The sequence below is a fragment of the Sphingomonas sp. MM-1 genome (genome assembly GCF_000347675.2).
Lineage (GTDB): Bacteria > Pseudomonadota > Alphaproteobacteria > Sphingomonadales > Sphingomonadaceae > Sphingomonas_E > Sphingomonas_E fennica.
Genome location: NC_020561.1, coordinates 1,281,760 through 1,303,639, shown reverse-complemented (window position 1 = coordinate 1,303,639; position 21,880 = coordinate 1,281,760). Strand labels below are relative to the sequence as shown.

The 21,880-nt window shown below is 68.6% G+C and carries 15 protein-coding genes; 12 read left to right on the top strand and 3 right to left on the bottom strand.

Annotation, left to right across the window (positions count from 1 at the left end; translation table 11 throughout):
• Positions 1-20: 20 nt before the first annotated feature.
• Positions 21-2,390, bottom strand: coding sequence for a TonB-dependent receptor (locus tag G432_RS06390; protein ID WP_015458008.1), 2,370 nt, complete (start codon positions 2,388-2,390; stop codon positions 21-23).
• Positions 2,391-2,816: 426 nt separating this feature from the next.
• On the opposite strand from G432_RS06390, the gene purU reads away from it, so the two are divergent.
• The 9 genes from purU (at position 2,817) to G432_RS06345 (ending at position 16,318) form a co-directional block, all read left to right on the top strand.
• Positions 2,817-3,674 (top strand): formyltetrahydrofolate deformylase, encoded by an 858-nt coding sequence (gene purU, locus G432_RS06385; RefSeq protein WP_015458007.1) that lies wholly within the window; start codon positions 2,817-2,819, stop codon positions 3,672-3,674.
• Positions 3,675-3,855: 181 nt separating this feature from the next.
• Positions 3,856-5,373 (top strand): methyl-accepting chemotaxis protein, encoded by a 1,518-nt coding sequence (locus tag G432_RS06380; protein WP_330218198.1) that lies wholly within the window; start codon positions 3,856-3,858, stop codon positions 5,371-5,373.
• Between the two features lie 18 nt (positions 5,374-5,391).
• A complete protein-coding gene (locus G432_RS06375; RefSeq protein WP_015458005.1) occupies positions 5,392-5,844 on the top strand; it encodes a chemotaxis protein CheW in 453 nt (150 codons plus the stop codon).
• A 168-nt stretch (positions 5,845-6,012) separates the two neighbouring features.
• Positions 6,013-6,939 (top strand): 3-keto-5-aminohexanoate cleavage protein, encoded by a 927-nt coding sequence (locus G432_RS06370; protein WP_015458004.1) that lies wholly within the window; start codon positions 6,013-6,015, stop codon positions 6,937-6,939.
• The gene (locus tag G432_RS06365) at positions 6,926-7,816 is read left to right on the top strand and encodes an HpcH/HpaI aldolase/citrate lyase family protein (RefSeq protein WP_015458003.1); all 891 of its coding nucleotides are present in this window, start codon (positions 6,926-6,928) and stop codon (positions 7,814-7,816) included. Before G432_RS06370 ends, G432_RS06365 begins: the two co-directional genes overlap by 14 nt.
• Positions 7,813-9,087, top strand: a complete 1,275-nt coding sequence (locus tag G432_RS06360) for an acetyl-CoA hydrolase/transferase family protein (protein WP_015458002.1) — start codon at positions 7,813-7,815, stop codon at positions 9,085-9,087. The genes G432_RS06365 and G432_RS06360 overlap by 4 nt, the downstream gene beginning before the upstream one ends.
• Positions 9,087-9,854 (top strand): enoyl-CoA hydratase/isomerase family protein, encoded by a 768-nt coding sequence (locus G432_RS06355; protein WP_015458001.1) that lies wholly within the window; start codon positions 9,087-9,089, stop codon positions 9,852-9,854. Before G432_RS06360 ends, G432_RS06355 begins: the two co-directional genes overlap by 1 nt.
• A 159-nt stretch (positions 9,855-10,013) precedes the next feature.
• A complete protein-coding gene (locus G432_RS06350; RefSeq protein ID WP_015458000.1) occupies positions 10,014-12,113 on the top strand; it encodes an autotransporter assembly complex protein TamA in 2,100 nt (699 codons plus the stop codon).
• The gene (locus G432_RS06345; protein ID WP_015457999.1) at positions 12,113-16,318 is read left to right on the top strand and encodes a translocation/assembly module TamB domain-containing protein; all 4,206 of its coding nucleotides are present in this window, start codon (positions 12,113-12,115) and stop codon (positions 16,316-16,318) included. Before G432_RS06350 ends, G432_RS06345 begins: the two co-directional genes overlap by 1 nt.
• A gap of 10 nt (positions 16,319-16,328) precedes the next feature.
• On the opposite strand, the gene guaD is transcribed toward G432_RS06345, so the two are convergent.
• Positions 16,329-17,660 carry a guanine deaminase gene (gene guaD / locus G432_RS06340; protein ID WP_015457998.1) on the bottom strand — a complete coding sequence of 444 codons (1,332 nt, stop codon included), beginning with the start codon at positions 17,658-17,660 and terminating at the stop codon, positions 16,329-16,331.
• Between the two features lie 76 nt (positions 17,661-17,736).
• On the opposite strand from guaD, the gene G432_RS06335 reads away from it, so the two are divergent.
• On the top strand, positions 17,737-19,038 hold the full coding sequence (locus G432_RS06335; protein ID WP_015457997.1) for a glycosyltransferase family 4 protein: 1,302 nt from the start codon (positions 17,737-17,739) through the stop codon (positions 19,036-19,038).
• Complete coding sequence (locus G432_RS06330; RefSeq protein ID WP_015457996.1) at positions 19,031-19,672, top strand: DedA family protein; 642 nt, start codon at positions 19,031-19,033, stop codon at positions 19,670-19,672. The genes G432_RS06335 and G432_RS06330 overlap by 8 nt, the downstream gene beginning before the upstream one ends.
• Before the next feature lie 27 nt (positions 19,673-19,699).
• Here G432_RS06330 and G432_RS06325 read toward each other — a convergent pair whose 3' ends face one another.
• A complete protein-coding gene (locus G432_RS06325) occupies positions 19,700-20,563 on the bottom strand; it encodes a LysR family transcriptional regulator (protein ID WP_015457995.1) in 864 nt (287 codons plus the stop codon).
• A gap of 126 nt (positions 20,564-20,689) precedes the next feature.
• Between G432_RS06325 and G432_RS06320 the strand changes: the two genes are divergently transcribed.
• Positions 20,690-21,805, top strand: coding sequence for an acyl-CoA dehydrogenase family protein (locus tag G432_RS06320; protein ID WP_041865202.1), 1,116 nt, complete (start codon positions 20,690-20,692; stop codon positions 21,803-21,805).
• Positions 21,806-21,880: the final 75 nt, after the last annotated feature.

Here is a 21,880-nt window from a genome sequence, read left to right as displayed (position 1 = left end):
CCCCGGCGCCGTTCCGTCGATCAGAACTTCAGCGACAGATCGATGCCATAGGTGCGGCCGCGATCGGGGATCGTCACCTGGGTGATGGCTTCGGGGCCGAAGGGCGCGCGGTTGACGTTGAAGACATTCTTCACCCAGCCCGAAATGCCGATCTCGGTGCCCCTGATCGGCAGCGAGGCGATGCCGGCGCGGGCATCGGCCAGGATATATTTCTTCACGTAGGAAAGCCGGTCGAGCTCCGGGATGCCGGACGAGAATTCCGTTATCACCGCGCCCGAACGATAGCGGGAATCCAGCGCGACGTAGAAATTGCCGCCGTTCGCCATTTCCGGGAAGTCATATTGGCCGCCCAGCCGCGCGGTCCATTTCGGCGTGTAGGTCGGGCGGATCTCGTCGCTCCGGTCGATGCCGTTCTGGATATATTCCTTATATTTGAAATTGGTGTAGCCGAAATTGGCGTTCAGCGTCAGGCCGTCCAGCGGCACCGCCTCGAACTCGCCTTCCACGCCCCAGATCCGGGCCTTGCCGGCATTGCGGAACGCCTGCACGCCATTTTCGAAGGACTGGACCTGCATGTCCTTATAATCGGAATAGAAGGCGGCCAGGTTGGCGCGCAGGCGGTTGCCGAACAGCTGCGATTTCACGCCCGCTTCGTAGCTGATCAGCTTTTCCGGGTCGTAGGGGATGGCGCCCAGGATGCCGCCGGCGACATAGCCGGTCGCGACCTTGGCATAGGTGGTGACGTCGTCGGTCGGCCGGTAGGTGGCGATCGCGGTATAGTTGAACCGCTTGTAGCTGGTCTTGTAGGTCTGGCCCGCCGCCAGCCCGCCGCCCTGCGCGGAGGAAACGCTGATCAGGTCGGTCGAACGATCGTCGATCGTGTAGCGGCCGCCGAAGGCGAGGTCGAACTGGTCGGTGGCGTGCCAGGTGAGCTGGGCATAGCCGGCCATGGAGTCGTTGACCGCGCGGGTCTCCGTCACGCCGTTGCCGAAGATCGCGTCGAACGGCGTCGCCGTCACCACGCCGTTCGCCACCGGCAGCATCACGCCCAGCACGTCGGTGGACGGCGAATTTTCGTGGAAATAGAACAGGCCGGACGTCAGGTCGAACCGGTCCCAGTTGAACAGGAACTGGGTCTCCTGGGTGAACTGCTTCTGCTTCGTCTCGCGCGCGGTCAGCAGCGCGAAGAAGCTGTCGTTCGGGCCGGGCTGGTTGGCGTCGTCGAATATGCCGGGGATATCGTTCTGCAGCAGCGCGCCAAGCTGCGCGCCGCTGAAGCGCAGGCCGCCGCTCGACGACAGGTCGTAGGTGTTCGGCTTCTGGTGGAACTTGCGATAGGCGGTGATGCTCTTCACCGTCAGCACGTCGCTCACGTCCCAGGTCGCGGTCAGGTTATGGCCCTGGGTGATCACATGCTCGCTGCTGGTGGCGTTGGCCACCGCGTCGAGCTGCTTCTTGCCCGCGTTGACGATGCCGCCGGTCAGGGGCTGGAAGCCCACCACCACGCCGGCCAGCACGCCCGCGCCACCGGCCGGCGAGCCGAGATACTGCACCGCGCGCCCGCTCGTCCGGGAATCGGTGTAATCGAAATGATAATCGATCTTCAGGTCGTCCGAAGCATCCACGCGCGCCGCGAGCTGGAAGGCGTCGACATTCTTGCCGCCCAGCCGCTTGGCATATTTCAGCGTGCCGAAATCCGGGCGGATCTGGCTGAAGTCCAGCGTCTTGCCGGCGATCAGATTGTCGGTATCGCCCTCCATCTCGTCATGCAGATAGGCGAGCTTCACGCTCAGCGGGCCGAGCGCGGGCAGGTCGACCACGGTGCGCGATCGCATGGCGTTGTAATTGCCGTAGGAAAGCTGCTGGCGCACGCCGAACTCGCCGGTCGGGTTGGCGCTGATCAGGCTCACCGCGCCGCCGGTGGAGTTGCGGCCGAACAGCGTGCCCTGCGGGCCGCGCAGCACTTCCACGCGCTGCAGATCGGCGAGGTCGAAGATCGCGCCCACCGAACGGCCGATATAGACGCCGTCCAGATACACGCCCACCTTGGGATCGACCGCGTTGTTCGATGCGCCCGATGCGATGCCGCGGATCTGGAACAGCGGGATGGATTGCTGGCCCTGGCTCGTCACCTGCAGGTTGGGGGCATAGCCGCTCAGCGCCGCGACGTTGACGACGCGGGCATTGTCCAGCGCTTCGGAACTGAGCGCGGTCACCGCCACCGGCACCTTCTGCAGATTTTCCTCGCGGCGCTGCGCGGTGACGACGATGTCCTCGAGCCCGCCGCCGCTGCCGTCGGCGGCGGCGTCCTGCGCCATGGCGGGGATGATGGCGGCCGCGTTCGCGGCCATGGCCAGCGCCGATGCGGCGGCCAGATAGGCAATCCTCATTCTCTTCCTCTCCTGAAGTCCCGAAAAGCGGTGTTGTCCGGTCGGGGCCGGCATTCTTGTTTCGCGATTGGGTCTGTTTCCGGCGGGGTGCCGGGCGGCCTAGCGCATAGGCGCTCCACCACGGGCGCCGGATTCGCGGCGAATGCGCAAAAGCACCACTAAAGTGGAAATGCGATTCATTTTGCGAATCCTCTCGCTACCCGAACCATGCAGATGGTCATTTTTATTTTCGGACCTCGTGTATCGTAATTCATCCGGCCAAGGCGAGAGGCTGATCCCGCATTTGCCATGCATGGTCCTTCATTCGTCAGAATGTCGCTAAATCATAAATCGGCCGGGGCCGCCATCGCGCCCGGATCGCCGGTCCGCCCGGATGCGCAACATCCGCTGGATAAGCGGCCGCGCCTTTGCCATTAGGGCGCGGCCATGACGGACAGCTTCCTGCTCACCCTTTCCTGCCGCAACCAGCCCGGCATCGTCGCCCGCGTCTCCACCGCGCTCCACGCCCATGGCGGCGACATCCGCGAGGCGAACCAGTTCGACGACGCCGCCACCGACCGCTTCTTCATGCGCGTGGTCTTCACCCTGCCGCCCACCCGCGACGTGGCGGCGCTGGAACGCGACTTCGCCGTGATCGCCGATGCGCTGGGCATGGAATGGCGGCTGCGCGCCCGCGACGATCGCCAGCGCGTGCTGCTGCTCGTCTCCAAATTCGATCACTGCCTGGTCGACCTGCTCTATCGCTGGCGGATCGGCGAGCTGCCGATGGACGTGGTCGGCATCGTCTCCAACCATCCGCGCGAAACCTTCCGCACCTCCGATCTCGAAGGCATCCCCTTCCACCATCTGCCCGTCACCGCCGCCACCAAGGCGGAGCAGGAGGCCCGGATCAAGGCGGTCGTGACCGAGACCCGCGCCGACCTGGTCGTGCTGGCGCGCTACATGCAGATATTGTCGGACGATCTCGCCGCCTGGCTTTCCGGCCGCTGCATCAACATCCACCACAGCTTCCTGCCGGGCTTCAAGGGCGCCAAGCCCTATCACCAGGCCCATGCCCGCGGCGTGAAGCTGATCGGCGCGACCGCGCACTACGTCACCGCCGATCTCGACGAAGGGCCGATCATCGAGCAGGACGTCGAGCGGGTGAGCCATGCCGACATGCCCGAGGACCTCGTCCGCAAGGGCCGCGATATCGAGCGCCGCGTGCTCGCCCGCGCGGTCGCTTTCCATATCGAGGGGCGGGCGATCCTGAACGGCGCCACCACCGTCGTCTTCCGGGACTGACCGGCGCAAAATTCCGCCGCCGCCGCCGGTTTGGCGGAAATTCCGTACTATAAGTCAAGCATGCGCCTTGCGCGATGTTAACCGGTTTGCGTGTCTTCTTGCTTGTGTAGCGTTTCGTGCGTTTCGCGATGGAGGAGAGCCGATGCAGCCGGATCAGACGAACCACGGAATTGAGAGTCGCGTGAACTTCTTCGATCTAGATCAGGCCAATTACGATGCCTTCCCCGCGATCGCCCGCGCCGTGGAGAAGGCGGCGCCGGCCGCGCTCGACCGCTTCTACAGGAAGGTGCAGGAAACGCCCGAGGCGGCGGCCTTCTTCTCGTCGACGGCGATGATGAACCACGCGAAGGCGAAGCAGCTCGATCACTGGCGTGGCATGTTCGCCCGCCGCCTCGATGGGGATTATTTCGCCAAGGCGGAGAAGATCGGCCACATCCACGCCCGCATCGGGCTGGAGCCGACCTGGTATATCGGCGGCTATGCGCTGGTGCTGGAACAGATGATCGGCAGCCTGCTCACCGGCTCGCCGCTCAGCCGGCTCGGCGGGCGGCAGATGTCGCGGGTGATCGGCACGCTGGTGAAATGCGCGATGATCGACATGGATATCGCGCTCTCCGCATATTTCCGCGCCGCCGATGCCGATCGGATGGCCGTGATCGGCCAGGTCGGTGAGGCGATGGACCGGCTGGCGCAGGGCGATTTCAGCGTTGAGCTCACCGGCCTGCCCGAAAGCTTCGCCAAGCTGGTGGAGGATTTCAACTCGATGCGGGAACGGATGCGCGACACGCTGCTCCAGGTTTCCGAAACCGCCGACGGCATCAACACCGGCGCCACCGAAATCAGCCAGGCCGCCAGCGATCTGTCCCGCCGGACCGAGCAGCAGGCCGCCTCGCTTGAGGAGACGGCCGCCGCGATGGACCGGATCACCGCATCGGTGCGCGAAACCGCCCAGGGCGCCGGCCATGTCTATACGTCGGTGGGCGAGGCGCAGACCGACGCGACCGAAGGCGGCCGCGTCGTCCGCGAGGCGATCGAGGCGATGGACGGGATCGAGCGGTCCGCGCAGGAAATCGCCCAGATCATCGGCGTGATCGACGGCATCGCCTTCCAGACCAACCTGCTCGCGCTCAATGCGGGCGTGGAGGCGGCGCGCGCGGGTGATGCCGGCAAGGGCTTCGCCGTCGTGGCGAACGAGGTCCGCGCGCTCGCCCAGCGATCGGCCGATGCCGCCAAGGACATCAAGGGCCTGATCGACAGCAGCTCCAAGCAGGTCGAATCCGGGGTCCATCTCGTCGGCCAGACCGGCCAGGCGCTGGAACGGATCGTCACCAAGGTGGCGGAGATCGCCGCGCTCGCCAGCGAAATCTCGGCCTCGGCCGAAACCCAGGCGGCCAACATGCTGCAGGTGAACAACGCCGTCGCGGACATGGACAAGATGACCCAGCAGAATGCCGCGATGGTGGAGCAGACCACCGCCGCCGCGCACAGCCTGGAAAGCGAGGCGGAGGAGCTGACCAAGCTCGTCCATCGCTTCCGCCTCGGCCAGGAAAAGCGGCAGCGGCAGCCCGCCCGGCCCGTGGCTTCGCCCGTTGCCGGAACGGAGGCGCAGGGGTCCCGCGCCCGGCCGCGCCGGCGCGTCGTCGGCAACCTTGCCGTCGCCGCCGATCCGGCGGCGCAGGGCGACTGGTCCGATTTCTGACGCGCGGGCAAGGAGGATATGATGCGCCAGCTCATCACCTTCCGCATCGGCGCGCAGAGCCTTGCCGTCGACATCATGGCCACGCGGGAAATCCGTGCCTGGTCGCCCACCACGCCGCTGCCGCATGCCGCCGGCTTTGTGCGCGGCGTGCTCGATCTGCGGGGCATCGTGCTGCCGGTGATCGATCTTTCGGCCCGGCTGGGCTGGGGGGATTGCGATCCCACGCCGCGCCATGTGGTGATGGTGATGCAGATCGGCGATCGGCCCTACGGCCTGATCGTCGATGCCGTCAGCGATATCGCCACCATCGACAGCGCCGACGTGCAGGCCCCGCCGGAACTTGGCCGCGATGGGGATCATGATCTGGTGAAGGGCATCGTCACCATCGAGGGCGAGATGGTGATGATCCTCGATCTCGATCGGCTGGCGGGCGATTGCCCGCTGCCGGAGGAACCCCCGCTCGCCGCCTGAGCCCGGCGCGCGCGGAGCCGGTCGGGAAACGCGCCCTCGGCGCCTGTCCGGGGCCATGATCCGGCAAAGCCGGATGCCCGGACAGGCGAGGGCTGGACTTCATGATGAATCGCGTTCATTTTCCGAGCCCGGAACCGGGGATCAACCCGGCCGGGCTTGGAGGATGCGATGGCCGCGAAGATTATCATCACCTGTGCGGTCACGGGATCGATCCACACGCCTTCCATGTCGCCGCATCTGCCGGTGACGCCCGCCGAGATCGCCGATGCGGCGCTGGCGGCGGCGGAGGCCGGGGCCGCGATCGTCCACCTCCACGCCCGCAATCCCGAGGATGGCCGCCCCGACCAGAGCCCCGAGGCGTTCGAGCCGTTCCTGCGCGTCATCAAGCAGCGTTCGGACGTGGTGGTGAACCTCACCACCGGCGGATCGCCCTTCATGCCGATCGACGAGCGCATCCGCCCGGCCACGGTGTGGCGGCCGGAAGTCGCCTCGCTCAACATGGGATCGATGAACTTCGGCCTGTTCCCGATGCTGAGGCGCTACAAGGAGTTCAAGCATGACTGGGAACCCCAGATGCTGGAAAACAGCCGCGATCTGGTGTTCCGCAACTCCTTCAAGGATATCGAATATGCGCTGCGCACCCTGAACGAGACGGGCGCGCGCTACGAATTCGAATGTTACGACACCAGCCACCTCTACAACCTCCATTATTTCTTCACCGAAGGGCTGGTTAAGGCGCCGCTCTTCATCCAGACCTGCTTCGGCCTGCTCGGCGGCATCGGATCGCATCCCGATGACGTGATGCACATGAAGCGCACGGCGGACCGGCTGTTCGGCGACAATTATCGCTGGTCGGTGCTGGGCGCCGGGCGCAGCCAGATGCCGATCGCGGCGATGGCGGCGGCGATGGGCGGCAATGTCCGCGTCGGGCTGGAGGATAATCTGTGGGGCGGCCCCGGCCGCCTGGCGCAATCCAATGCCGAACAGGTGCTTACCGTCAGAAAAATTCTCGAAGGGCTTGGCCTGGAGATCGCGACCCCCGATGAAGCACGGCAGATTCTGGCTTTGAAGGGTGGAGACAATGTCGGCTTTTGATCGGGCGGCCGCGGCGCGGTCCTGGCTTTTCGCGCCGGGGGACAGCGAAAGGAAGATGGCCAAGGCCCTCGACGGCGCGGCCGATATCGTGCTGATCGACCTTGAGGATGCCGTAGCCGAGCCGGCGAAGCCCGCCGCGCGGGAAAATGTCGCCGCCTTCCTCCGCGCCAATCAGGACCAGCGCGATCGGCTGTGGGTGCGGATCAATCCGCTGCAGACCCCGCATGCGCTGGCCGATCTCGCCGCGATCATGCCCGCGCGGCCGGGCGGGCTGATGCTGCCCAAGCCGCGCGGCCGCGCGGACGTGGAGACGCTGGACCATTATCTGAGCGCGCTGGAGGTGGCGGCCGGCACCGCGCCCGGCAGCACCGCCGTCATCATCGTCGCCACCGAAACGCCGCAGGGCATGCTGGCGACCGGCAGCTATGAAGGCGTGGCCCGGCTGGCGGCGATGACCTGGGGGGCGGAAGACATCGCCACCGCGATCGGCGCGATCGCCAATCGCGAGGCGGACGGCAGCTATGCCTTCCCCTATCAGCTCGCCCGCACGCTCTGCCTGGTCGGCGCGGCGGCCGCCGGCGTGCCCGCGATCGAGACGATCCACGGCGATTTCCGCGACGAGGCCGGGCTGGAGGCGCTGGCCAACGATGTGCGCCGGGCGGGCTTTCGCGGCATGCTGGCGATCCATCCCGCGCAGGTGGACATCATCAACCGCGCCTTCACCCCCAGCGAGGCGGAGGTGGCGGCCGCGCGCGAGATCGTCGATCTTTTCGCCGCCAATCCCGGCCTCGGCACCATCGGCCACAAGGGCGAGATGCTCGATCTGCCGCACCTCAACCGGGCAAGGGCCGTGCTCGCGCGGATCGGGACGGCATGACGGAGACGCTGCGGGCCGATGCCCTGGATCTGGCCCGCATCCTCCGGCCGGGGGATCATATCGTCTGGGGGCAGGCCTGCGGCGAGCCCACCACGCTGGTCGAGGCGCTGATCGCCCAGCGGGCGGGGCTGGGCGGCGTTTCTGCTTTCGCGGGCACCAGCTTTTCCGGCCTGCTGACGCCCGACATCGCCGATCATGTCGCGATATCCAGCATGGGCGCGATCGGGGCGCTGCGCACGCTGGCCAGGGCGGGCGTGCTGGGGATCGTGCCCTGCCATGTCGGCCAGATCGCCGCGCTGATCGAAGGCGGCATCATCGGCTGCGACGTCGCCTTCGTGCAGGTGAGCCCCGCCAATGCCGACGGCAATCACAGCTATGGCCTCATCAACGATTATGTGCAGGCCGCCGTCGCCCGGGCGCGGGTGGTGGTGGCCGAGGTCAACGATCAGGTGCCCTTCACCGCCTGCGATGCGCTGCTGCCGCGCGCCCGGATCGATTATCTGGTCGAGGTGTCGCGCCCGCCGGTCGAGGTGAAGCCCGCGCCGATCGGCGCGGAGGATCTCGCCATCGCCACCCATGCCGCCGCCTATATCGGCGACGGATCGGTGATCCAGATCGGCATCGGCGCGGTGCCCGACGCCATCACCCGCCTGATCGGCGACCGGCGCGACCTCGGCGTCCATTCCGGCATGATCGGCGACGGGCTAGTCGATCTGGTCGAGGCCGGCGTCGTCACCAACGCGCTGAAGCCGTTCGAAACCGGCATATCCGTCACCGGGGCGCTGATCGGCACGCGGCGCCTCTACGATTTCGCCGATCGCAATCCGGCGGTGGGCCTGCGCTCCTCCGCGCTCACCCATGCCGATGCGGTGCTGACGGCCATTCCCCGGCTCGTCACGATCAACTCGGCGGTCGAGGTGGACCTGACCGGCCAGGTCAATGCCGAGCAGACCGGCGCTTCCTATATCGGCGGCACGGGCGGGCAGGTGGATTATGTCCGCGCCGGCGCCCGATCGCCGGGCGGCCGATCGATCATCGCGCTGCCGGCCACGGCGGCGGGCGGCAAGGCGAGCCGGATCGTGCCGGCGCTGTCCGGTCCCGTCACCACCGCGCGCAGCGAGGCGGACGTGATCGTCACCGAATATGGCGCGGCCGAATTGAAGGGCAGGACGCTCGCCGAACGCGCCCGCCGGCTCGTCGCCATCGCGCACCCCGATTTCCGGGAGGAACTGGACCGCGCCGCGTTCGAGATAGCGAGAAGGGGATATTGATGGGCGATGCGGTGCTGTTCGATGCGCGGGACGATGGCATCGCCGTCATCACCATCAACCGGCCCGATGCGCGCAACGCGCTGGGCCGCGAGGTGCGCGAAGGGCTGTTCGCCGCCTGGGACCGGTTCGAGGGCGATCCGGCGCTGCGCGTCGCGATCCTGACGGCGGCGGGCGACAAGGCCTTCTGCGCCGGCGGCGACCTCAAGGAGATGGCCGACCTCAGGCTCACCGTCCCGCCGCGCGGCATGTTCCCCGTGCCCGGCGACAATATCGAGGTGACGAAGCCGACGATCGCGGCGGTGAACGGCGTCGCCTTCGCCGGCGGCTGGCTGCTGGCGCAGGCGTGCGACCTGTGCGTCGCCAGCACCGCCGCCCGTTTCGCCATCACCGAGGCGAAGGTGGGCCGGGGATCGCCCTGGGCGGCGCCGCTGATCCACATGATCCCGCAGCGGATCATGATGGAGATCATCCTCACCGGCAGGCCGATCACCGCCGCCCGCGCCTATGAGATCGGGCTGGTCAACCGGCTGGCCGGGCCGGAGGATCTGATGGCCGAGGCGCTCGCGCTCGCCACCGAGATCGTCGAGAACGCCCCCCTGTCCGTGCTGGCGGGCAAGGAAACCGTGGGCCTCGCCACCGAGATGGGTCGCACCGCCGCGCTGCGCGCCGCGCGCCACGCCTGGGAACGCGCCTATCGTAGCGCCGATGCGCAGGAAGGGCCGCGCGCCTTCGCCGAAAAGCGCAAGCCGCAATGGCGGGGGGAATGAGGCCGGATCTGCCCTGAGGCGGCTTGCCGGCGCTGCCCGGCGGCCGGGCTGGGGGCTGGGCTGGCGGGGAACTCCTGCTATGTGGCGACGTTTTCGACCAAAAGGTCTAAAGGGGTCCGCGTGTCAGGGGGGAAGTCAGGCAAGCCGTCGAACCATGCCGTGCCGTCGCCGCGCATCCTCGCGCGGGGCAGCGTCGCCGCCTGCCTGTTCGCTCTAGCCCTGTCCGCGCCGGCATGGGCCGCGCCGCCCGCGCCCCCGCAGGCGATCGATCCCGCCGCCGATCCCGATTTCGAAGCGGCGCTGCCCCCGCTCGACAGCATCCAGGCCCCGCCGGCGGAGGAAATTCCGGCCGGGACCCCGCCGGCCGCCACGGCGCCCACGCCCACGCCGCCCGCGACGCCCGCGCCCGCGACATCCGCGCCCGCCGCCGCCGATGATGCCGATCTCGCCGCCCCGCTGCCGCCGCTGTCCGGTTTCGATCCCACCCCCGATGCCGGCAATGCCCGCGTCCCTTCCGAGGCCGCGCCCCGCATCCGTTACCGCCTCGCGGTGGAAGGGCTGAAGCCGATCGGGCTGGAGGATGATTTCCGCAGCCTTTCCGCGCTCGCCAATGACAGCAAGGATGTCGCCAACAGCGCCCAGGTCGCCGCGCGCGCCAATGTCGATGTCGGGCTTGCCGAGCGGCTGCTGCGTTCGGAAGGCTATTATGACGGCGTCGTTTCCTCCTCGATCGTCCCGGCGGCGGACAAGGCGGGCGAGCTTCTGGTGACGATCAGCGCCACGCCCGGCCCGCGCTACAGCTTCGGCGCCATCGCCGTCACCGGCGCGGATGCCGAGCCCACCGCCATCGCGCGCGAGGCGCTGCGCCTGCGCACGGGCGATCCGATCCGATCGATCGTGGTGGAAGGCCGCGAGGCGCAGGTGGTGCTGGCGCTGCCCCAGCACGGCTATCCCTTCGCCAAGGTGGGCCAGCGGGACATATTGCTCGACGATGCCACCCATAGCGGCGATTACACCCTGCCGCTCGAAGCCGGGCCGCGCTCCGTGTTCGGCGGGTTCCGCACCAAGGGGCAGGATATCTTCGATATCGAGCATCTGTCCGTCTTCCCGCGTTTCAAGCCCGGCCAGCTCTACGATTCCCGGCTGGCGGACGACATGCGCCAGGCGCTCGTCGCCACCAGCATCTTCTCCACCGTCGCGGTCCAGCCGGTGGCGACGGGGGAGAAGGCGCCCGACGGCAGCGAGATCGTCGATCTGGAAGTCACCCAGCGCAAGGGGCCGTGGCGGGTGCTGGCGGGATCGGCCGGCTACGGCACCGGCCAGGGCATCAAGGCGGAGGCGAGCTGGACCCACCGCAACCTCTTCCCGCCCGAAGGATCGCTCACCGTCACCGCGATCGGCGGCACGCAGGAACAGGGCGCCAGCGTCGCCTTCCGCCGCGCCAATGCCGGCCAGCGCGATCGCACCTTCCAGATCGCCGGGGGTTTCCGCCGGTCCGATTTCGATGCCTACAACGCCAACACCGTGAACGTCGGCATCAACTGGTCCCGCCAGAGCACCCCGCTCTGGCAGAAGCGCTGGTCGTGGTCCTACGGCGCGGAGATCATCGGCACCAACGAAAAGGGGGCCGCGCTCACCCCCGATGGCGATCGTCCGCGCCGCAACTATCTGATCGGCGCACTCCCCATGCAGGTGCAATATGATCGGTCGGATGATCTGCTGAACCCCAGCAAGGGATACAGGCTGCTGGTCCGCGCCAGCCCCGAATCCTCGCTCCAGGGCAAGCTGCGCGGCTATGCCCGGCTGTCCGGGCAGGCGACCGGCTATTGGCCGGCCACGGATTCGCTGGTCGTCGCCGGCCGGGCGATGGTGAGCTCGATCGTCGGCGCCTCGCTGGAAGGGATCGCGCCGTCGCGGCGCATCTATGTGGGCGGCGGCGGATCGGTGCGCGGCTTCGGCTATCAGCAGCTCGGGCCGAAGGATGCGCAGGACAATCCGACCGGCGGCCTCTCCTCCACCGAATTCGCGCTGGAGGCGCGCTATCGCTTCGGCAATTTCGGCATCGTGCCGTTCGTCGATGCCGGCCGGCTGGGCCAGGATTCCACGCCCGGCCTGTCGCACATGCGCTACGGCGCCGGCATAGGCGGCCGTTATTACACCAATTTCGGGCCGCTGCGCGTGGACCTCGCGACGCCGATCGACCGCCGGCCGGGTGAGTCCCGGTTCACGCTCTATATCTCGATCGGGCAGGCTTTCTGATGGATATGGACGATCAGCCCGCCCGCGCCCCCGCGCCCGCAACGCCGCCGCGCTGGCGCCGGATCGCGCGCTGGGCGGCGATCGGCCTCGGCGGGCTGCTGCTGCTCGGCGCCGCCATCCTGCTCGGGCTGGATACCGGGCCGGGCCGGCGCTTCCTGGCGGACAGGATCGGCGGCTACACCACCGAATCCGGGCTCAACGTCCGGGTGACGTCCATCGACGGATCGCTCTACGGCCGCATGGTGCTGCGCGGGCTCCAGGTGCGCGATACGCAGGGCACCTTCCTCTCCGCGCCCGCGCTCGCGGTGGACTGGCGGCCCTTCGCCTATCTCCGTTCGCGGATCGATCTCCGGTCGGTGACGGCGGAGGAGATCACGCTCCGCCGGCTGCCGGTGCTGAAGCCGGTGCCGTCCGATCCCAACGCCCCGATCATTCCCGATATCGATCTGGCGCTGGGCCGGCTGGCGGTCGATCGCTTCATCATCGAACCGCCCGTCACCGGCCGCCGCCACATCGTCCGCATCGCGGGCCGGGCCGCCATCGCCGATCGCCGCGCCCAGATATTCGCCGATGCCGCCGCCGTCGCCGCGCCCGGCGTCGCCGGGGGGGACAGGCTGCACCTCGCCCTGGATGCGGTGCCCGACGCGAACCGCCTCCAGATCGATGCGAAGCTGGATGCGCCCGCCGGCGGCCTCGTGGACAGCTTCTCCGACCTCGGCAAGCCGCTGGCCTTCACGCTGGCCGGCAAGGGCGACTGGAAGGCGTGGGACGGCCGGGCCACCGGCATGCTGGCCGGCCAGCCGCTCGCCGATCTCGCGCTCACCGCGCGCGACGGCACCTTCCGCCTGCTCGGCGATGCGCGGCCGGCGCCGCTGCTTTCCGGGCAGATGGCGCAACTGGTGCAGCCGGCGGTGCAGGTGGATGTATCGGCCGCGCTGGATCAGCGCCGTGCCGATCTGCGGGCGCGCCTGGCCTCGCCGGCCTTCACCGCCGGCGCGCAGGGCCGCGTCGATCTCGGGAATAACCGCTTCGGCGATCTCCGCGTGGATGCGAAGCTGCTGCGCCCCGGCGCGATCGCGGAAAATCTTGCCGGCCGGGATGTCGCGCTCACCGCCACGCTCGACGGGCCGTTCGCCACGCCGGGCATCGCCTACCGGCTGTCGGCCGCCTCGCTCGCCTTCGGCACCACGGGGGTGGAGGCTCTGGTGGCCGAAGGCAAGGCGGTGGTCGATGCCAGGCGCATCCTCATCCCCGTCCACGCCACCGCGCGCCGCGTCACCGGCCTCAACGCGGCGGCGGGCGGGCTCGTCACCAATTTGCGGCTCGACGGCGATCTCGCCTACAGCGAAGGCCGGCTGCTTTCGGATAATCTGCGGCTGCGCTCCGATCGCATCGATGCCACCGCGCTGATCCTCGCCGATCCGGCGAAGGGCACCTATACCGGCGCGATCAAGGGCCGGGTGAACGATTATGACGTGACCGGGCTCGGCCGCATCAACCTCGCCACCGATGCCAAGCTGGTGACGGCGCCGGGCGGCGGCTTCGGCATCAAGGGGCATGTCACGCTCCTCACCCGCAAGATCACCAATGATGCGCTGGCCGGCCAGCTCGGCGGCAATGCCGTGGTCACCGCCGATATCGGCTATGATCCGAAGCTGGGCGCGACGATCGCCAATCTCCGCATGACGGCGCCCGATTTCCGCATTTTGGGCGGGGAGGGCGGCTATGATCCCGCCAATGGCGCGATCCGCTTCCGCGCCGATGCCTGGTCCCGCAGCTACGGCCCCGCCAGCGTCCGCGCGACGGGCACGGTGGAACGGCCGGTGGTGACGCTGAACGCGGCCCGGCCGGGCGTGGGCATCGGCCTGGCCGATCTGGAAGCGGTGCTGACCGGATCGGCGGCGGGCTATGCCGTCAAGGCGAAGGGCGGCTCCGATTACGGCCCCTTCACCGCCGATCTCCTGATCCGCAGCGGGCAGGGGCCGCTGGCGATCGATATCCGCCAGCTTCTGGTGGCGGGCATCGGCGTGCAGGGGGCGATCACGCAGACGGCCGCCGGTCCCTTCGCCGGCAGGCTCGCGATCGCCGGCTCGGGCCTCAACGGCCAGGCCGTGCTGGCGGCTGCCGGCGCCAACCAGAAGGCCGATCTCGATCTCACCGCCAATGGCGCGCGCCTGCCGGGCACGCCGCCGATCACCATCGGATCGGGCCTGATCCGGGGCACGCTGGTGATGCTGCCCAAGGGGCCGTCGATCAACGGGTCGGCCGCGCTGGTCGATGTCCGGCAGGGCAGCCTGCTGGTCCGTTCGGTGCGGGCGCGGATCAATTATCAGGATGGGCGCGGGCAGCTCGGCCTCACCGCCTCCGGCTCCAGCGGCGTGCCTTTCGACGTGGCGGCGCAGGCCGCCTTCACGCCGGATCGCATCCTCGCCAATGCGAAGGGATCGGCCAACGGCATCGCCTTCCGGCTGGCGAACCCCGCCGTGGTGACGAAGGAAGGCGCGGATTATGTGCTCCAGCCCGCCACGGTCGTCCTGCCGCAGGGACAGGTGCGCGTGGATGGGCGTTACGGCGCCGGCACGCGCGGGCATATCGTGCTGGATGGCGTCGATCTCGCCATCGCGCAGGCTTTCGCGCCCACGCTCGGCCTCGGCGGCAAGGCCAGCGGCACCATCGATGTGGCGATGCGCGGCGATGCCCTGCCCGAAGCGCGCGCGCGGATCGACATTGCCGGCTTCACCCGCAGCGGCGCGCTGGTCGTTTCCGATCCGGTCGATATCGCGATGCTCGGCACGCTGGGCGATGCCGGCGGCGATGTGCGCGCGCTGATCCGGCGGGGGGCCGGCACCGTCGGCCGCCTGCAGGCGAAGCTGGGGCCGGTGGCGCCCGGCGCGGACTGGGCCTCGCGGCTGATGGCGGCGCCGCTTTCCGGCGGGGTCCGCTATAACGGCCCGGCCGAGGTGCTGTGGACCTTGACCGGGATCAGCGGGCAGACGCTTTCGGGGCCGATCGCGATCGGCGCCGATTTCGCCGGCCGGGTCGATCAGCCCCAGTTGACGGGCGTGATCCGCGCGAACCAGCTCCGTTACGAGAATGATGCGTTCGGCACCACCATCAGCGGCATCGCGATCGACGGGCGCTTCAACCAGTCCCGCTTCCAGCTCGCCAGCCTCACCGGCAAGGCGGGCAGCGGGACGATCAAGGCTTCCGGTTTCGTCGGCTTCGATGCGGCCGGCGGCTATCCCATCGATCTCAACGCCACGCTGGATCATGCCCAGCTCGCCAAGTCGGATGCTTTGGGCGCCAGCGTCTCGGGCACGCTGGCCGTCACCAATTCGCAGGCGGCGGGTGGGCTGATCAAGGGCGATCTCAACCTGCACGAGGCGCGCTACCAGATCGTGCGGGACGACAGCGCCCAGATATCCGACCTCACCGGCGTCCGCCGCAAGGGCGCCCCGCCGCCGGTGGCGCAGGAAGGGCCGGCGCCCAGCAACTGGAAGCTCGATATCCGCCTGCGGGCCGACAACCAGCTTTTCGTATCGGGCATGGGGCTGGAATCCGAATGGCGCACCAGCATGCGGATCGGCGGCACCACCGGCCAGCCCTCGGTGATCGGCCGGCTGCAGGTGGTGCGCGGCACCTACAGCTTCGCCGGGCGCGAGCTGCAGTTGGACGATGCCAGCACGATCCGGTTCAACGGCCCGCTGCTGGAACCCGATCTGGATATCACCGCCAGCACGACGATCGACGACGTCGCGGCGATCATCAAGATCGGCGGCAACGCGCAGCATCCGCAATTCACCTTCACCTCCACCCCCGCGCTGCCGCAGGATGAGGTGCTGTCGCGGCTGCTGTTCGGCACCTCGCTCGATTCCCTCACGCCGATCCAGGGCGTGCAGCTTGCCGCCGCGCTCAATTCGCTGCGCGGCGGCGGGGGCGGCCTCAACCCCGTCGGCAAGCTGCGCGGGGCCACCGGGCTCGATCGCCTGCGCCTGCTGGGCGCCGACGACAGCACCGGGCGCGGCACATCGATCGCGGCGGGCAAATATATTTCCAACAACATCTATGTGGAGGTGGTGACCGACGCGAAGGGCTTCACCCAGACCCAGCTCACCATTGCCCTCACCCGCGCTCTCAGCATCCTAAGCCAGGCCGGCGGCGTCACCGGGCCGGCGGTGACGGTGCGCTACTCCAAGCAATATTGAAGGCGGATCGTCACGCCCCGTCGCGGGCATGGGCGATCCGGCCGGCCACATAGGTCGCCCGCACCGCCCGGTCGTCGCCCAGCGTCATCAGCACGAACAATATCTCCTCGATCGAACGCGCGCGTTCGGTGCGGAAGGCGAGCAGCGGCGTCGCCCTGGGATCGAGCACCACCAGATCGGCCTCATGGCCCGCCCGGATCGTCCCGATCCGATCGTCCAGCCCCAGCGCGCGGGCGCCGCCGAGCGTCGCCAGGAACAGCGCGCGGACGGCATCGAGCGCGAAGCCGTTCAGCTGTGCCACCTTATAGGCCTCGCCCGCCGTCGCCAGCAGGGAGAAGCTGGTCCCCGCGCCGATATCGCTCCCCAGGCCAACATGCACGGGCCGCGCCGGGTCCTTGGCGGCATCGACGCGGAACAGCCCGCTGCCCAGGAACAGGTTGGACGTCGGGCAATGGGCGATGGCGGCGCCGCGTTCGTGGCAGCAGCCGAACTCCGCCTCGGTCAGGTGCACGCCATGGGCCAGCATCGTCCGGCGGCCCACCAGGCCATAATGATCGTAGACGTCGAGATAGCCGGCCCGTTCGGGGAAAAGCCACCGCACCCAATCGATCTCGCCCATATTCTCGGAGATGTGGGTGTGGACGAAGGCGTCGGGATGCGCGCGCCACAGGGCGCCGGCCGCTTCCAGCTGCGCCGGCGTGCTCGTCGCCGCGAAGCGCGGGGTGATGGCGTAGAGCAATCGATCGCGCCCGTGCCAGCGCTCCAGCAGGGCAAGCGAATCGTCATAGGCCGATTGCGCGGTATCGAGCAGTGCTGCGGGCGCGTTGCGATCCATCATCACCTTGCCGGCGATCAGCCGCATGTTCCGCCGCCCGGCCTCCTCGAACAGCGCATCGACCGATTGGGGATAGACGGCGGCGAACACCAGCGCGCTGGTGGTGCCGTTGCGCAGCAGCTCGTCGCAGAAGATACCGGCCACCGTCGCCGCATAAGCGGGATCGGCGAAGGCCTGTTCGGCGACGAAGGTATATTCGTTCAGCCAGTCCAGCAGCTGCCGGCCGAAGGCGCCGATGATCCCGGTCTGCACATAATGGACGTGGGTGTCGATGAAGCCGGGGCAGATCAGCCCGTCGGGATAATGGTGGATCGCCGCATCCGCCGGAATCCCGTCCCGCAGCGCGTCATAGGGGCCGGCCGCCTCGATCAGGCCGTCGCGGCAGATCACCACCCCGTCGGGCTCGTGCACGAAGGCGCTCGCCGGATCGGTCAGGAACGGATCGTCGACCAGATAGGCCAGCGGGCCGCGCAGCACGGTGGCGGGGTTGGATCGCGGGCTCGTCATGCCATGCCTTTCCGATGGTTTGGCTCTTTTCGCATCGCCGATGGAATAAACCGCCGGGGCAAACCGTAAACCAGATATGGTATCGCTTTCCCCTTCCCGTCATCTTCCCGCAACGTCCATCCTCCCCGGCTTCCAGGACAATGAGGCGCCTGCCGCCCCCTTGCGGCGCCGGCTTCGGGTTGCGCTGTTTTCGGGCAATTATGATTGCGTGCGCGATGGCGCCAACCAGGCGCTGAACCGGCTGGTCGCCTTTCTGCTCGATCGGGCGGGGGCGGAGGTCCGCATCTATTCCCCCACCGCGCCGACGCCGGCCTTCAAGTCGGTGGGGAAGGTGGTCCCGGTCAGGTCGATCGGCATTCCGGGGCGGCCGGAATATCGGGTCGCGCTGGGCCTGCCGCGCGCCATCCGGCGCGATCTGGCGGCTTTCGCGCCCGATATCGTCCATCTTTCCGCGCCCGACCTGCTGGGCCGCCAGGCGCAGAAGCATGCCCGCGCGCTCGGCATCCCCGTGGTGGCGAGCCTCCACACCCGGTTCGAGACCTATCTCGATTATTACGGCCTTCGCTTCCTGCGCGGGCCGGTGGAACGCTATCTCGATCGCTTCTACCGCGATTGCGATCGCGTCCTTGCGCCGACCGAGCCGATCGCCGCCATGCTCCGCGAGGTGTGCGGGGACGAAAAGGTCGCGATCTGGGGGCGCGGTGTCGATCGTGGCCGCTTCCATCCCGGCCTGCGCGACGAAGCCTTCCGCACCCGCCTCGGCTATGAGGCGGGCGATGTCGTGCCGCTCTTCTTCGGCCGGCTGGTGCGGGAAAAGGGGCTCGATATCTTTGCGGAGAGCATCGCCGCCGTCCGGGCGCGGGGCCACGCCGTCCGCCCGATGATCGTCGGCAACGGGCCGGGGCGGGCCTGGCTGGCGGAAAGGCTGCCCAACGCCAATTTCCTCGGGCATCTCGAAGGGGCGGCGCTGGGCCGGGCGGTTGCCAGCGCCGATATCCTCGTCAACCCCAGCGTCACCGAAGCCTTCGGCAACGTCAATCTGGAAGCGATGGCGTCCGGCCTCGCGGTGATATCGGCCGATGTGCCCAGCGCATCCGCCCTGATCGCGCATGGCCGCACCGGCCTGCTCGTGCCCCAGGGGGATGCCGGGGCCTTCGCCGATGCGATGACCGATCTGGTCCGCCGTCCGCTGCTGCGCGAGGCGCTGGGCCATGCCGCCGCCAATGCAGCCGACGGGTATCATTGGGATGACATACTTTCGTCCGTCGTCCATGTGTATGAACAGTGCGTGCCGCACCCGCGCGGCGCCGGCAGGGCCGCGGCGATGATGCGCGGCGGCCGTTCCGCCAGGCTTGAGGTCGCGACCGCCGATGGATGAAGCCCTTGCCCGCCTGATCGCGCTGATTTCGGAAAATGCGGCGATCGCGGGGCCGGTGATCGGCCTGTTCGCCTTCGCCGAATCGCTGGTGCTGATCGGCATGTTCGTGCCGGCGATCGCGCTGATGATCGCGGTGGGCGGGCTGATCGGCAGCGGCGTGCTCGATCCGGCGCCGGTGCTGTTCTGGGCGATCCTCGGATCGGTGGCGGGGGACTGGATATCCTATGCGCTGGGCCGGCGGATCGGTCCGCGCGTCTATCATCGCTGGCCGTTGAAGGGCCATCGCACCGCCGTCGCGCGGGCGAGGCTGTTCTTCCGCCGCTACGGCTTCGTCTCGGTCTTCCTCGGCCGCTTCCTCGGGCCGGTGCGGGCCACGGTGCCGCTGGTGGCGGGCGTGATGCAGATGGACGGCCGCGCCTTCCAGATCGCCAACATCACCTCGGCCGTCGTATGGGTGCCGGCGCTGCTGGCGCCCGGCTATTGGGCCGGCAGCCTGGGATCGCTCGGGCTGATCAGCATGGAAATGCTGATGGGCCTGGGCGTCGCGCTGATCGTCCTGCCGCTGGTGGGCGGGTGGCTGGTCAGCCGGATCATGCTGGGCCGCCGCCGCGCCGGCCGCGCGCGGCGCTGCTGATCGCGGGCGGGGCCGGCGATCGGGGGATCACGCCGCCGCCGCGCGCCGCACCGCGGCCAGCGTCGCGGTCCGCCCCAGATCGGCCGGATCGGCATGGGTGGCGAACAGCAGGCCGATGCGGCGGACATGATCGAACCCCGCCAGCGGCACGCGCACCACGCCGGGCGCGGCATGGCGATCCGGCATCACCGTCACCCCCATGCCCGCCGCGACCAGCGCCAGCGCGCGATCGTCGTTGGTGGTCCGCGCCGCGAAGAAGGGCCGCACGCCGCGCGTGGTGAAATGGTGGCTGGTCTCGGCCAGCACTTCGCAATGGCGGCGCACGATCATGACGTTATCGGCCAGCGCCTCGGCGGCGATCACCTCCTCCCCCGCCAGCCGATGCGAGGCCGGCAGCGCGAGGCCATAGCCTTCCTGCCACAGCGCCTCGCGGGCATAGCGGTCATTGTCCGGCCGCAGGATCGTCAACGCCGCGTCGATACGGCCCCGCGCCAGCCTGTCGAGCAGATCGCGCTCGCGCCCCTCGACCAGTTCCACCTGCTCGTCGGCATCGCCGGGCACGCTGGCGAATTGCGCGACCAGCGCCGTCGATATCGTCGCCAGCACACCGAGCCGCACCGTCCGCCGCCCGCGCTGGCCGGCCACGGCCGCCTCGGCCAGGTTGAACTCCGCCTCGATCCGCCGGGCATGGACGGCGAAATGCGCACCCGCCGGCGTCAGTTCCACCCGCCGGTTGGTGCGGTGGAACAAGGGGCGCCCCAGCATGCGTTCCAGCTTGGCGATGCCCACCGAAAGCGTCGGCTGGGAAACATTGCATTGTTCGGCGGCGCGGCTGAAATTGCCATGATCGATCACGGCGAGGAAATAGCGCAGCAGATATCGGTCTATCATAGATACCGTCTATGATATGGCCCGCGCGATTTCAATTTTGTCGCAGGTTCGATGGCCTGTAGATGCACCGGCGATATCGAGGAGGAGAGGGCCTTGGCCGAGAATCTGGATTTCGCGCTGGGCGAGATGGCCGATGCCATTCGCGAGACGACCGCGCGTTTCGCCGCCGATCGCATCGCGCCGCTGGCGGTGAGGATCGACGCGGAGGACTGGTTTCCCCGCGATCTCTGGCCCGAAATGGGCGCGCTGGGCCTGCACGGCATCACGGTGGAGGAAGCCGACGGCGGCCTCGGCCTCGGCTATCTGGAGCATGTCGTGGCGCAGGAGGAGGTGGCCCGCGCCTCGGCCTCGATCGGCCTCAGCTACGGCGCGCACTCCAACCTCTGCGTCAACCAGATCCGCCGCTGGGCGACGCCCGATCAGAAGGCGCGGTTCCTGCCCAAGCTCATCTCCGGCGAACATGTCGGCTCGCTCGCCATGTCGGAAGCGGGCGCCGGTTCCGATGTCGTGTCGATGAAGCTGAAGGCGGAAAGGAAGGGCGATCGCTACGTGCTGAACGGCACGAAGTTCTGGATCACCAACGCCACCTATGCCGACACGCTCGTCGTCTATGCCCGGACGGGCGAGGGATCGCGCGGCATCACCACCTTCCTCATCGAAAAGGGCATGCCCGGTTTCTCGATCGGGCAGAAGATCGACAAGGTCGGCATGCGCGGCAGCCCCACGGCGGAGCTGGTGTTCGACGATTGCGAGGTGCCGGAGGAAAATGTGATGGGGCCGGTCGGCGGCGGCGTCGGCGTGCTGATGTCCGGCCTCGATTACGAACGCACCGTGCTGGCCGGCATCCAGCTCGGCATCATGCAGGCCTGCCTTGATGTGGTGCTGCCCTATGTGCGCGACCGCCGCCAGTTCGGCCAGCCGATCGGCGCCTTCCAGCTGATGCAGGCCAAGGTGGCGGACATGTATGTCGCGCTCAATTCGGCCCGCGCCTATGTCTATGCCGTGGCGCGCGCCTGCGATGCCGGCAAGACGACGCGGTTCGATGCGGCGGGCGCCATCCTGCTGGCCTCGGAAAATGCGGTGAAGGTCGCGCTGGAGGCGGTGCAGGCGCTGGGTGGCGCCGGCTATACGAGGGACTGGCCGGTCGAACGCTTCATGCGCGACGCCAAGCTGCTCGATATCGGTGCCGGCACCAACGAGATCCGCCGCATGCTGATCGGCCGGGAGCTGATCGGGGGATGACGATCCTTCCCTGTCGCCTGACAAATTCCCCCCGTCACCCTGAACTTGTTTCAGGGTCCATTGACGCAACATCGG